The 12,434-nt window shown below is 72.5% G+C and carries 9 protein-coding genes and 1 pseudogene; 3 read left to right on the top strand and 7 right to left on the bottom strand.

All coding sequences use genetic code 11. The annotated features are described in order from the left end of the window. Nucleotides 1-20 precede the first annotated feature (20 nt). The 4 genes from OJ962_RS02395 to OJ962_RS02380 are packed head-to-tail and all read right to left on the bottom strand — an operon-like array spanning nucleotide 21 to nucleotide 3,773. The gene (locus tag OJ962_RS02395; RefSeq protein ID WP_202955516.1) at nucleotides 21-293 is read right to left on the bottom strand and encodes a hypothetical protein; all 273 of its coding nucleotides are present in this window, start codon (nucleotides 291-293) and stop codon (nucleotides 21-23) included. Continuing rightward, nucleotides 290-2,311 carry a putative bifunctional diguanylate cyclase/phosphodiesterase gene (locus OJ962_RS02390; RefSeq protein ID WP_202955517.1) on the bottom strand — a complete coding sequence of 674 codons (2,022 nt, stop codon included), beginning with the start codon at nucleotides 2,309-2,311 and terminating at the stop codon, nucleotides 290-292. The genes OJ962_RS02395 and OJ962_RS02390 overlap by 4 nt, the downstream gene beginning before the upstream one ends. A gap of 50 nt (nucleotides 2,312-2,361) precedes the next feature. Then, complete coding sequence (locus OJ962_RS02385; RefSeq protein WP_202955518.1) at nucleotides 2,362-2,796, bottom strand: VOC family protein; 435 nt, start codon at nucleotides 2,794-2,796, stop codon at nucleotides 2,362-2,364. Next, nucleotides 2,763-3,773, bottom strand: coding sequence for a GGDEF domain-containing protein (locus tag OJ962_RS02380; protein ID WP_202955519.1), 1,011 nt, complete (start codon nucleotides 3,771-3,773; stop codon nucleotides 2,763-2,765). The genes OJ962_RS02385 and OJ962_RS02380 overlap by 34 nt, the downstream gene beginning before the upstream one ends. Nucleotides 3,774-3,967: 194 nt before the next feature. Between OJ962_RS02380 and OJ962_RS02375 the strand changes: the two genes are divergently transcribed. Then, nucleotides 3,968-6,127, top strand: a complete 2,160-nt coding sequence (locus OJ962_RS02375) for an MMPL family transporter (protein WP_202955520.1) — start codon at nucleotides 3,968-3,970, stop codon at nucleotides 6,125-6,127. Between the two features lie 16 nt (nucleotides 6,128-6,143). Here the strand turns inward: OJ962_RS02375 and OJ962_RS02370 are convergent. Then, a pseudogene (locus OJ962_RS02370) lies at nucleotides 6,144-6,710 on the bottom strand (EamA family transporter); the annotation flags it as partial. Between the two features lie 282 nt (nucleotides 6,711-6,992). On the opposite strand from OJ962_RS02370, the gene pdxR reads away from it, so the two are divergent. Next, complete coding sequence (pdxR, locus tag OJ962_RS02365; protein ID WP_202955521.1) at nucleotides 6,993-8,423, top strand: MocR-like pyridoxine biosynthesis transcription factor PdxR; 1,431 nt, start codon at nucleotides 6,993-6,995, stop codon at nucleotides 8,421-8,423. On the opposite strand, the gene OJ962_RS02360 is transcribed toward pdxR, so the two are convergent. Then, nucleotides 8,383-10,182 carry an alpha/beta hydrolase gene (locus OJ962_RS02360; protein ID WP_202955522.1) on the bottom strand — a complete coding sequence of 600 codons (1,800 nt, stop codon included), beginning with the start codon at nucleotides 10,180-10,182 and terminating at the stop codon, nucleotides 8,383-8,385. The two genes, pdxR and OJ962_RS02360, sit on opposite strands and share 41 nt — an antisense overlap. Nucleotides 10,183-10,252: 70 nt before the next feature. On the opposite strand from OJ962_RS02360, the gene OJ962_RS02355 reads away from it, so the two are divergent. Continuing rightward, on the top strand, nucleotides 10,253-11,212 hold the full coding sequence (locus OJ962_RS02355; RefSeq protein ID WP_270006157.1) for a cyclase family protein: 960 nt from the start codon (nucleotides 10,253-10,255) through the stop codon (nucleotides 11,210-11,212). Here OJ962_RS02355 and OJ962_RS02350 read toward each other — a convergent pair. Further along, nucleotides 11,209-12,405, bottom strand: a complete 1,197-nt coding sequence (locus OJ962_RS02350; RefSeq protein ID WP_202955524.1) for an SGNH/GDSL hydrolase family protein — start codon at nucleotides 12,403-12,405, stop codon at nucleotides 11,209-11,211. The genes OJ962_RS02355 and OJ962_RS02350 overlap by 4 nt on opposite strands. Nucleotides 12,406-12,434: the final 29 nt, after the last annotated feature.

Below are 12,434 nucleotides of genomic sequence, written 5' to 3'. Positions count from 1 at the left end.
CCCGGACGACCTAATGCGCGCTATTCCGAATGTCGGAGCAGGTAGTCGATGTAGATCGGGCGCCGGGCGTCCATCGCGCCCTCGTCGCCGCGCAACACGTCGAGCACTTGGCGGCTCCAGTGCGCGACCTCCTCCTGGCCCTGCCGCGCGTCGCCGTCGGCGGCCTCGGCCGCGGGCGTCTCCGACAACAGGCGCCAGAAGAACTTCACGTCGAGGTGCCGCTCCGCGCGCTTGACGGCGCGGTCGTGCAGCTCGTGGGAGGGCAGCGCGTCGAGCTCTTCGAACGTGGTCACGGCTCGGAGGTTATCCGCGGGCCGGGCGCGCCGAACAGGTAGCCCTGCGCGTACGGGCAGCCGATCGCCGCGAGCTGCGCCGCCTGCTCCTCGCTTTCCACGCCCTCGGCGATCGCCGCGATCCCGAGCGCGCTCGAGAGCGAGACGATCGCAGCCACGATCGCCTGATCGCCTGCGGAGGAGCCGAGCGCGGCCACGAACGAGCGGTCGATCTTGATCGCCCGCACGGGCAGATCGCGCAGGGACGAGTAGCCCGTGCCGAAGTCGTCGAGCGCGAACCCGACGCCGAGCTCGCGCAAGGCGACCACGTTCGCCCGCGCCGTCTTGGGCGCGCCCTGCAGCACGCGCTCCTTGAGCTCCAGCCGCAGCCGGGCCGGCGGCAGCCCGCTCGACTGCAGGCAGTCCGCGACCACGGCGGGAAGGTCGGGCTGCGCGAGCTGGCGCGGCGACAGGTTCACCCAGATCGCCGGGCCGTCCTCCTCGCGCCCGAACGCCGAGGCGCTCTCGTGGCAGGCCTGCATCAGCGTCCACGCGCCGATCTCGACGATCAGCGCGGACTCCTCCGCGACCGGGATGAAGTCCGCCGGCGCGTTCATCACGCCGCCCGGCGAATCCCAGCGCAGCAGCGCCTCGTGCCCGACGACGCCGCGGTCGGTCAGCGACACGATCGGCTGGAACGCGAGCCGCAGCTGGCCGAGCGACAGCGCGCGCTCGAGCGCCGCCGCCGTCCGCAGGCGCTCGCGCGCGTGTCGGCGCAGCCGCGTGTCGAACACCTCCACGCGGCCGCGGCCCTCGGCCTTCGCGCGGTACGCGGCCGCGTCGGCGTCGGCCAGCAGCCCGTCCGGGTCGCGGCGCGCGGGGTCGCCGAGCGCGATCCCGATCGACGCCGACAGCCGGTGCTCGATCCCGTCGATCTCCAGCGGCTCGTGGATCGCCTCCGTCAGGCGGTGCCCGAGCGCGATCGCCGTGTGCTCGTCGATGTCCTCGCACACGATCACGAACTCGTCCCCGCCCAGCCGCGCGACCGTGTCGGCCGGACGCACGGTCGCGACCAGCCGGCGCGCCAGCCCGATCAGCAGCGAGTCACCCGCGGCGTGCCCGTAGAGGTCGTTGACGGCCTTGAAATCGTCCAGGTCGATGAACAGCACGCACGCCGCGCCCGGGTCGCGACCCGCGCGCGCGAGCGCGTGAATCAGCCGCTCGCGGCACAGCGCGCGGTTGGCCAGGCCGGTCAGCGGGTCGTGCAGCGCCTCGTGGCGCATCCGCTCCTCGCCGCGCAGCCGGCCGAGCGCGGTCGCCAGCACGTTGGCGATCGCCCGTAGGAAGCTCTCCTCGTCGTCGCCGAGCGTGCCCTCGACGCAGATCTCGCCGAACACCTCGTCGCCGAAGGCGATCTCGAAGCGCGTCAGCTCCGCGCCGTCACCGCCCCAGTCGGCCAGGACCTCGCCCGCGCGCCGCACGACCACGTAGTCGATCGCGAGCGTCTCGCGCATCCGCGCCACGGCCTCGACGGCCAGGTCGCCGACGTCCGCGCCCGACAGCGCCCGCGCGCCCAGCGCGGCCACCGCCGCGGCCTGCTGGGACTGGCGTTGGAGCTTGGACATCGCCTCGCGGTGCGCGGTCATGTCGCGCCCGATCGCGAGCAGCAGCGGGCCCGCCTCGGTGTCGACGATCCCCCAGCTCATCTCGCCGACGAACTCGGTGCCGTCGCGCCGCAGGCCGTCCGCGCGGATCGTGAACCGCAGCGGGTGCTCGGTCGCGAAATACAGCTGCATGTTGCGCGTGTAGCGCTCGCGGACCTTCTCCGGCCAGAGCGTCTGGACCGGCCGGCCGAGCAGCTCGCCGTGTTCGTAGCCGAACAACGTCTCGGCGTGCGCGTTCACGAACACGATCCGCCCGTCGCGCCCCGTGGCGACGGTCGCGTCCGGCAGCCCTTCCAGGACCGCCCGCAACGCCCGCTCCTCGTGCAGCAATGCTTCCAGCTTGCCTGGTCCCCCTGCGTAGTTGTGCGCTTCCATGCTCCGGCTCGGAGAGACCCTATACCCGCTCGCGCCGCGATTCAGAGGCGCTACAGAAGACCTTTCTCGCGCAGTTGCTCGATGGCGGGTTCCCGCTTGACCAGCGCCTCGAGCCCCATGCCCGCCAGGACCGCCGGCGCCTTCGTGAACTGGATGTCTCGATAGTCGACGATCTCGATGCGGTTTCCCCAGGGATCGCGGAAGTCCAGCCGCGGCCCGGGCTCGATGTCCACGTCCGCGGCCTCGAGCGCGGCGCGCACCCGGTCCTTGTCGTCGACCACCAGCCCGAAGTGGCGGCCATCGTCGGGGCCCTGCTCACGCCCTTCCGCGAGGGCCACGAACTGGTCGCCGATGTCGATGAACGCCATGCCCGGCGCCACGCCGCGCAGATGCAGCTCGAAGAAGCGGCCGTAGAACTCGAGGGCCGCGTCGATGCTGTCGACCTCGAGCGCTACGTGGTTGATCCCGACGAGCTTGGTGAGCATCGCGGGATCTCATCATGCGTGCGGGTGCGGTTGCGCTTGTCGGCGTACATCGCGGCGTCGGCGGCGTGCATGAGCGCGTCGCGCTCGGCGGCGTCCTCGGGGCAGACGGCGAGGCCCGCCGAGGCCGTGACCGGCGTGAGCGAGAGCGCGAGCGCGAGCCGCTCCACGACACGCTGGGCGATCGCCCGGTCGGCGCCGGGCAGCGCGACCATGAACTCGTCGCCGCCCATACGCCCGCAGATGTCGCCGCCGCGCACGACCGAGCGGATGGCGTCGGCGACGGAGCGCAGCGCGGCGTCGCCGGCGGCGTGACCCTGCAGGTCGTTGACCATCTTGAACCGATCGACGTCCAGCGCGATCAACGCCATTGGGCCGGGCAGCGCGGCGTCGAGCTGCTCCTTGAACGCGGTGTGGTTGAGCAGGCCCGTCAGCGCGTCGGTCTTCGCGCTGCGCGTGAGCTCCCGCCGCTCGCGGTCGTGCTCGCGCGCTTGCAGGACGCCGACGAACGGCGCGAAGCCGAGGCAGGCCAGCCCCATCAGCACGCGCGCGGGATCGGGGTCCGGCGTGAACGCGACGCCCACCACCGCATAGCTGGAGAGTGCGGCCGCGTACACGATCGCCATCGAGCGCACGGGATAGGACAGGCTCGCGAACAGCAGCGGGAACAGGTAGATGAGCGTCGTCGGGCTCGTGATCCCGCCGTCGGCGGCGACAATCGCCGCGATCAGCGCGATGATGCTCACGCTCCAGCTCACGAAGAACGGCTCGCGCCAGCGGCCGGCGACGATCCGGTCCATCGGCAGCCGAGCGAGCGCGAGCGTCGAGAGCGCGGCCACGGCGAAGGCCGTCGCCATCAGGGGGCGGTTGGGCTCGTTCCACGTCAGCGCGGCGTAGACCCACCCGAGCAGGCTCAGGCCGTAGGTGGGGGCAAACGAGGCCCGAACGCTCCGGGCGCGATGACGGAGGTCCGTCTCCACGCCCGCGTCATCGGCAGATCGGTCAAGAGTCCTTAGTCCGGTCGATTGGAGCACTGGTCGTCCGTCCAGTTCGGCGCGGGCTGACCGCAGCAGCGGGATGGCGGCTAGCCGTACTCGTCCCGGTGGCGGGCGGTAGGCGCGAAAGCCAGCAGGCTCCACGGATTTCGCGCTGTCAGGGGCCGAACATCTGGACCGTGACCGACAACAAGAACTTCGCCGCCCGGATGGGCCGCTGGAGTGCCCAGCACCGCAAGAAGGCCATCTTCGGGTGGCTCGCCTTCGTCGTGCTCTCGCTGGTGATCGGCGGAGCGATCGGCACGAAGGCGCCGGAGAACGACACCACCTACGTCGGCGACTCGGGCAAGGCCCACGAGCTCGTCGACCGGCACTACCCGACCGAGAACGTCGAGAGCGTGATCGTCAAGGGCGGTGATCCGCGCGCCGTGCGGGCGGCCGTGGACGACACGGTCGCCGCCGTGTCCGCGCAGAAGGGCGTCTACGACGTCAATTCCGACCAGGTCGCCAAGGACGGGTCGGTCCTGGTCGACTTCAAGCTGCGCGGGGACGAGGAAGCGGCCGAGAAGGCCGTCGTGCCGGTGCTGGCGGCCGTCGACCGCGTCCAAGCGCGGAACAGCAGCGTCTTCGTGGGCGAGTTCGGCTCGGCCTCGGCCAACAAGGCGCTCTCGAAGGCGTTCGAGGACGACTTCAAGAAGGCCGAGACGCTGTCGCTGCCGATCACGCTGATCATCCTCGTGTTCGCGTTCGGGGCGCTGGTCGCCGCGGGCGTGCCGCTGCTGCTCGGGCTGTCGGCCGTGGCCGCCGCACTGGGCCTGGTCGCGCTGCCGTCGCAGCTGTTCCCGCTCGGCGACGAGGCGGCCTCGATCATCCTGCTGGTCGGCCTGGCCGTGGGTGTTGACTACACGCTCTTCTACTTGCGGCGTGAGCGGGAGGAGCGGGCGCGCGGGGTCGGCCACCGCGAGGCGATCCACATCGCCGCCGCGACCTCCGGCCGCGCGGTGCTGATCTCCGGCATCACGGTGATCGTCGCCATGGCCGGCATGTTCCTGGCCGGCGACCAGACGTTCACCGGGCTCGCCGTCGGTGCGATCACGGTCGTGCTCGTGGCCATGATCGGCTCGGTCACCGTGGTTCCGGCGGTGTTGAGCGTGCTCGGCGACCGGGTGGAGAAGGGACGCATCCCGTTCCTCGGCCGCCTGCGCCGGTCCGACGGCGAGAGCCGCGTCTGGAACACCGTCCTCGACGCGGTGCTGCGCCGGCCGCTGATCTCGGCGGTCGCCGCGATCGCCGTCCTGCTCGCGCTGGCGTTCCCCGCGCTGGGCATGCGCGCCGTGCTCTCGGGCACGGACGACCTGCCGCGCAACCTGCCCGTGATGCAGGTCTATGACGAGATCAACGCGTCCTTCCCGGGCGGGCAGATCCCGGCCGTGGTGACGATCAAGGCCGAGGACGTGACGGCGCCGGGGGTGACCGCCGCGGTCAAGGACCTGGAGGCGCGGGCCGTGGAGTCCGGGCGCTTCAATGGGCCGGTCGACGTGAACGTCTCACGCGACAAGCACGTCGCGCAGATCTCGATCCCGATCCAGGGCAACGGCACCGACGACGTGTCGATGGAGGCGCTCGCGGACCTGCGGCAGACGCTGGTCGCGCAGACCGTCGGCCGCGCGGACGGCGTGTCGGCGGCGTACGTGGCCGGCATGACCGCCGAGACCAAGGACTACGTCGACTTCCTCAAGGGCCGCGCGCCGCTGGTCGTCGGGTTCGTGCTCCTGTTCGCCTTCCTGCTGCTGCTCGTCACGTTCCGGTCGATCGTGATCCCGATCAAGGCGATCGTGCTCAACCTGCTGTCGGTGGGTGCCGCCTACGGCGTGCTGACGTGGGTCTTCCAGGACGGGCACCTCGAAGGCCTGCTCGGCTTCGAGTCCAACGGTGGCGTGACCGCATGGCTGCCGATCTTCCTGTTCGTGATCCTGTTCGGCCTGTCGATGGACTACCACGTGTTCATCCTCAGCCGGGTCAAGGAGGCGGTGGACCGCGGCATGAAGACCGAGGACGCGGTCGCGCACTCGATCAAGGCGACCGCCTCGACGGTGACGAGCGCCGCGGTGGTGATGGTCGCCGTGTTCGCGATCTTCGCCACGCTGAGCTTCATCGACTTCAAGCAGATGGGCGTCGGCCTGGCGGTCGCGATCCTCATCGACGCGACGCTGGTGCGGGCTGTCCTGCTGCCGGCGACGATGAAGCTGCTCGGGAAGTGGAACTGGTACCTGCCGAAGCAGTTGCACTGGCTGCCCGAGTTCCGCCACGAAGCAGAGCCTTCACCGTCCCGGGCCTAGCGCCCAGGGCGATCCCGACGGCCACGAGTGCCGTCCCCGTGAGGTCCGCGGTGGATGGCGCTCGGCCGTTGAGGGCCGTGTCGGCGGCGACGGCCGCGATCGGCATGAAGCCGACGAGCAGGCCGGCGTGGCCGCTGCCCAGTTCCTGCACGCACGCGAACCAGAGCACGAACGCGAGCGCGGTCGTGACCAGGCCGAGGTAGAGGATCGCGGCCGCGTGGGTGACGGTGGGCGTGGGGATCTCGCCGCGGCTCAGCAGCGCGAGCTGGAGGGTGGCGAGCAGCGCGGTCCAGGCGGCGACGCGCATCGGACCCAGGCGCGGGAGCAGCGGCGCGGCGAGCAGCGTGAAGCCGACCTCGCCGATCAGCGCGGCGACGGCGAACAGCGCGCCGAGGGCGGTGACGGTGGAGTCGGCGCCATTGACGATCGCCGCACCCGCGACGACGACCAGCGCGGCGGGGAGCACCTGCCGGTGGCCCGTGGCGAGCGCGAGAATCACCGGGGAGGCGCCGATGATCACGCCCGCGTTGGTCGCGCCGATGTGGTCGACCGCGGCGAGCACGGCGAGGTTGAAGCCGACCATGCCGACGGCGGCGGTCGCGTTCAGCAACAGGAACTCGCGCGCGGTCGGCCGGCCGAGCTTGCCCTTGAGCAGCACCGTGAGCACGAGCGCGCCCAGCGCGTAGCGGATGAACTGCCCCGCGGTGTACGAGTAGTCCGTGAGCGCGTCGCTGACCGGAAACGACGCGCCGACGACGCTGGCCGCGATCGCACCTTTGACCCATCCGTTCATGGCTCGTGACGGTACGGCAGCCCTGGCCCGGGTGTAAGGTCCAGATCGGTGTCCGAAAACCAGGCCAGAGAAGTGCTTGTCGCGCTGAAGCGCGGCGCCGGCCCGATGCAGCGCCAGGTCGAGGACCAGCTGCGCGCCGCGATCCGCTCCGGCCGCCTGGTCGCGGGCGAACGCCTCCCGTCCTCGCGTGTGCTGGCGACCGACCTGGCCGTCTCCCGCGGCGTCGTGAGCGACGCCTACGCGCAGCTGGCCGCGGAGGGCTGGCTCGTCGTCGCGCCCCGCTCCGGCCCCCGCGTCGCAAACCTAAAGAGGGACAGTCCCTCTTTAGAAAACTTTGGCTCTGCAGGCGGGCGCGTGGGTGCTTCACCCGGGTCGGCGAACATAAAGAGGGACAGTCCCTCTTTAGGAAATGGGGCGCCCGTGCGGTACGACCTGCGGCCCGGGCGGCCCGACCTGTCGCGCTTCCCGCGGGCGGACTGGGTGCGGTCCGTGAGCGCGGCGGTGCGGGGCGCCGGGGACGCGGAGCTCGACTATCCCCCGATCGCGGGGGCGCGGCGGGTGCGCGAGGTGCTCGCGGCGTACCGGGGACGGGTGCGCGGGACGCTCGCGACGGCCGAGGACGTGCTGATCGTGCTGGGCGCGGCGCAAGCGCTGGTGACGATCGCGGTCGCGCTGGACGGGGCGCGGATCGCGGTCGAGAACCCCGGGCACATCCACATCCGGGAGCTGCTGCGCACGCAAGGGCTCGAGCCGGTGCCGGTGCGCGTGGACGGGGAGGGGATCGTGGTCGACGAGCTGCCCGGCGACGTGCGCGCGGTGCTCGTCACACCCGCGCACCAGTTCCCGACGGGCGTGGTGATGTCGGCGGCGCGGCGCGCGGAGCTGCTGGCCTGGGCCGAGCGCCACGACGCGGTGATCGTCGAGGACGACTACGACTCCGAGTACCGCTACGACCGCGCGCCCGTCGGCGCGCTGCAGGGCCTGCGGCCGGACCTGGTGCTGCACATCGGGTCGGTGTCGAAGACGCTCGCGCCCGCGCTTCGGCTCGGCTGGCTGATCGCGCCGCCCGCCTGGCACGCGCGCCTCCTGCACGCGCGCGAGAGCCTGGACCACGGCCTGCCCGCGCTCGAGCAGCACGCGTTCGCGGACTTCATCGAGCGCGGCGCCTACGACCGCCACATCCGCCGGTCGCTGCGGACCTACCGGCGCCGCCGGGACGCGCTGCTGGAGGCGCTCGCCATCACGCTCCCGGACGCCACCGTGAGCGGCGTCGCGGCCGGGCTGCACATCGTCGTGCACGTCCCGGACGCCGGCGAGGAAGCGCTCGTCGCCGCCTGCCGCGAGCGCGGCGTCGTGCTCGACGGCGCCGTCCAGCACGGCGCGCGCGCCACCGGCGCGACGCTGCTGATCTCGTTCGCCGCCGTGCCCGACGCGGCCGCCGACCACGTGGCGCAGCTGATCGCTACGGCGCGGGCACGCTCAGCGTCGAGTCCCCGAGCATGACCGTCGCGCGCGGCGCCGCGCGGCTCCAGCGCACCTGCACGGTCACGCCCGTCACATGCAACGCGGCGTCGACCGCGCCCGTGGCCGGGCTCCACACGCCCCGGCCGTTGACCGGCGCGTCGGCGACGAAGCGCACGTTGATGAGCCGGAACGTCACCGCGCCCCCCTGCTCGCCCGCGGTGAAGTGCCCGCCGCGCAGGCCCGGCCCGCGGTTGCCGTGCGAGTACAGCCGCCGCGCGATCACGTCCCCGAACGCCTCGACGGCCACCGTCACCGCGCGCCGGGCCGCCTCACCCGGGTCGGGGCCGGAGACGACCGTCGCCGGCGTAGCCGCCGCGAGCGTGAGCGGGTAGCCGCCCGCCACGCGCACGGGCGGGATCAGCGCCGCGCAGCGCTCGTCCAGTGCGCCGCGCAGGAACGAGCGGATCACGCGCCGCGCGCAGTCCGTGCCTTCCAGCAGGTGCGTGGCGCCCTGCGAGGTCACGTGGACCGTGTTGCGCAGCGTGACGATGCGGACGTTCTCGGCCAGCGCCGGCCCGAACGCGGGCGCGTCGCTCAGCGGCGTCAGCGAGTCCAGGTCGCCGCCGACGATCAGCACGGGTACCGACGCGGGCAGCCGGCGCTCCGGGACCGTGGGCGGCGGGCGCCGCGGCGCCGGCCATCGCGCGCACACGTCATACGGCTGGGTGAAGCCGCTGACCGACATCCACTCGGCGGGCGTGAAGGGCGTGAACACGTCCGGCGCCGGCCCGCTCACCTGCGGGTAGTCGGTGCACGCGACGGCCAGGTAGAGCCCGCGCGAGAAGTACGACGCCTCGGGCGGCGAGTGGCTCCAGGTCCCGGCCTGGCCGACCAGGCGCAGGAGCGGCACGTCGTCGCCCGCCAGCGCCGCGCGAAGGGCGGCATCGAGCTCGCGGTAGATCAGCGGGTCGTTGGCGGCGTCCTGGACCAGATCGGAGAGCGCGCGCGGGTCCACGGTCACGTCCAGCGGCGCGCCGTCGGAGTCGTCCGTGCCGCCGCGGATCGGCGCCGCCCGCACCCGCGCGAGCAGCGCACCCAGCCGCCCGACCGCGCCCGGCGACACCGTCTCCAGCGCCGAGCGCATCGTGGCCGCCGAGGACGCGTACCACGGGTCCGTCCCGCGCCGCGGGTACGCGGAGTCGAGCGTGACCGAGCGCAGCAGCCCGGCATGCCGCGCCGCGAAGTCCTGCACGAAGTAGGTGCCGTAGGAGTCGCCGTACAGGTCGACCTTCCGGTACCCGAGCGTCCTGATCACCGCCGCGAGGTCGTCCACCGCGTACGCGGTCGCGAACAGCGACGGATCGCCGTGCCGGCGCCGGATCTCCCGCGCGCACCGCGCGGCCCGCCGGGCGAACGCCGGCCCGCTCGTGCGCCCCGCGAACGACTGCACGGAGCGGCAGTCGATCAGCGCCGAAGCGCCCGTCCCGCGGTTGTCGACCAGCAGCAGGTCCCGCGTGCGCAGCAGCGGCCCGAAGATCGCGCGGAACTCGACGCGCGTCCCGGTCGAGGGATAGCCCGGCCCGCCCTCGACCGCGACGATCGGCGGCTCGCTGGCGCGCCCCGAGGCGCGGTAGAGCCGGAACGCGATGTCGATCGTGCGCCCCCGCGGCCGCTCGGGATCGAGCGGCCGCCGCAGCTCGCCGCACTGCGCGCCGCCGCACGGGCGCAGCTTGACCGCTCCCTGCGCCGGTGCGGCGAGGATCAGCACGGCCACCGCGGCGACGAGCCCCCGCCACATACGAGTGGAGCCTACGCCCCTGCGGGTACTGAGTCATCGTCCATCGGTGGAGGAGGCTCGGATGCGGACCATGACACGGCGATCGATCCTCGCGGCGGGGGTGGCGGGCGGCACCGGCCTGGCGCTGAAGGGGCGTGGCGCGCAGGCGCAGGCGGCCGGCACGCCCGCGGCGGTGCTCGGCGGCGCGCTCGCGGGCGGTGCCTGGGAGGTGATCGACCTCTCGGTCACGACGGGCGAGGAGCACCCGGTCGCGTTCCCGGACCAGCCGCAGTTCAAGGTCGTGCCACTCACCTGGTTCAAGCGCCGCACCGCGGTCAAGCCTGGGATCGCGGCCGTGAACGCGTACGAGATCACCGAGCACACCGGGACGCAGGTCGACTTCCCGCCGCACTTCATCCCGCCGCCCGGCACGAACGTCCCCGGCTCGCCGGGCCGCGCGATCGGCGAGCGCAGCGGCGACGAGTACCCGCTGACGTCGCTGATGGGTCCCGCGGTGGTGCTCGACGTGCGCGCGATCCTCGCCGCCCATACCGCCAAGGGCCGCAGCGCGAAGATCACGCCCGCCTGGATCGAGCGCTGGGAGGCGCGCTTCGGCACGATCGCGCGCGGCGAGGTGCCGGTGCTCTTCAGCGGCTACACCGACCGCTACTACAGGCGCTTCCCGGGTGGCGACCGCTTCAAGGACCGGCTCTTGTGGAAGCCGCTGATCGACAAGTCCGAGCCCGGGTGGGTGGTGCTCGCGCCGGACGCCGTCGAACTGCTGTGGAGCCGCGGCGTCCAGCACGTCGCCACCGACGCGCCCAGCTTCGGCGCCGCGGAGGACCCGCAGGACAGCCACGTCGCCGGGCTCAAGCACGGCATGACGTGGACCGAGCAGGCGATCCGGCTCGGCCGGCTGCCCCGCCGCGGCGCGTTCTACGTGTGCGCGCCGTACAAGGTGGCCGACCAGCAGGCCGGGGTCGTGCGGGCGTTCGCGTTCAGCCCGCGCGGCGCGGCGGCCACCGAGACGGAGCCGCCGCTGGCGCTCTAGTTGAAGGCCATGTTCGGCTCACCCTTCGCGTTCAGGCCGGTGCCGCGGGAGCAGGACCCGCCGCGGGGCGCGCCACCGTTGTAGGCCTGCCGGAAGCAGTTGCGCAGCGCGAGCTGGCCCCAGTAGTTCGGGTGCCCGTCCTCCTGCAGCTGGTAGGGGCCGAAGATCGTCGAGAGCGTGCGGATCTGGTGCACCCACTCGGTCTTGTCCACCGCGCCCGGCGACTGCCACGTGGAGACACCCTTTTCTTCGAGCAGGCCCACCGTGTTCTCGCACAACCGCCGGCCGTAGAGCGCGCCGACCGCTTCCAGCACCTGCACGTTGGACATCCCGTGCACCGCGGTGCGGATCGTGTTGTTCAGCGTCTCCACAACGGTGGTGCGCGCCCAGTTGACGTCGGCGTTCCAGGCGCCGCAGCCGCCGATCGTCTGACGCGTGAAGCCCGTCTCGGGATAGCGCATCCCGCCTGAGAGCGGCAGCGGCGCGGAGTAGGTCTGGGCGAGCACCTCGTAGTCGGCCTCGTCATAGCCCGCGTTCGCCATCGCCTGCTTGATGTTGGTGAACGCCGCCCGCACGTTGGCGGTGATCGTGTTGATGTTCGCGGCCGAGAACATCGCCTTCAGGTTGCTGTCGTCGTGGCAGTAGTTCTTCCACCACGAAGGCGAGGTGAGCCAGTTGGTCACGCACGTCTCGAGGATCTCCGCGAACCCGTAGTCGTTGGCGCCGATCAGCACCACGACCGCCTTGATGCGCTTGTTGTCCTGCGCGAGCTCCTGCAGCATCAGCGCCTGGCCCTTGTTCGCGCCGGACTGCGCGAAGTCCAGGCCGGGCTTCCACTTGCCGTCGCTGGTGCGCGAGTAGGTGCGCGCGCCCGAGCAGGCGAGGTTGACGCTCTTGACCCCGTCGCCGATGTGCACCTCAGCCGACTCGGAGCGGTGGCAACCGGGGATGGGCTCGGAGGCGCCGCCTTCGAAGTAGGCGTCCGCCCCGAGGGCGTCCGTCTTGGACGGCGCCTGGTTGGTGTTGCCGGCCCAGCGCCCCGCCTCACCGGAGATGGCCGAGTCACCGACCGACACGACCGTCGGCGGCGCGAGCTGGACGACCCGCGGCGGAACCTGGATCTGCGCCTGGGCGACCGCGGGGACCGCGACCAGCCCGGCGACGGCGAGGGACAACAGGCGAAGGGTGCGCATGAGCGGAGCAGAACACCCGCGCGTTGGTG

Origin of the sequence: Solirubrobacter deserti, assembly GCF_027587175.1 — a bacterium.
Lineage (GTDB): Bacteria > Actinomycetota > Thermoleophilia > Solirubrobacterales > Solirubrobacteraceae > Solirubrobacter > Solirubrobacter deserti.
This window is presented reverse-complemented; position numbering and strand designations above follow the sequence as displayed.

Excerpts from the sequence above, each read along its gene's own strand:
- OJ962_RS02385 (WP_202955518.1), bottom strand. The coding sequence starts at position 2,796 with ATGCTCACCAAGCTCGTCGGGATCAACCACGTAGCGCTCGAGGTCGAC.
- OJ962_RS02390 (WP_202955517.1), bottom strand. The coding sequence starts at position 2,311 with ATGGAAGCGCACAACTACGCAGGGGGACCAGGCAAGCTGGAAGCATTG.
- OJ962_RS02360 (WP_202955522.1), bottom strand. The coding sequence starts at position 10,182 with ATGTGGCGGGGGCTCGTCGCCGCGGTGGCCGTGCTGATCCTCGCCGCA.
- OJ962_RS02350 (WP_202955524.1), bottom strand. The coding sequence starts at position 12,405 with ATGCGCACCCTTCGCCTGTTGTCCCTCGCCGTCGCCGGGCTGGTCGCG.
- OJ962_RS02355 (WP_270006157.1), top strand. The coding sequence starts at position 10,253 with ATGACACGGCGATCGATCCTCGCGGCGGGGGTGGCGGGCGGCACCGGC.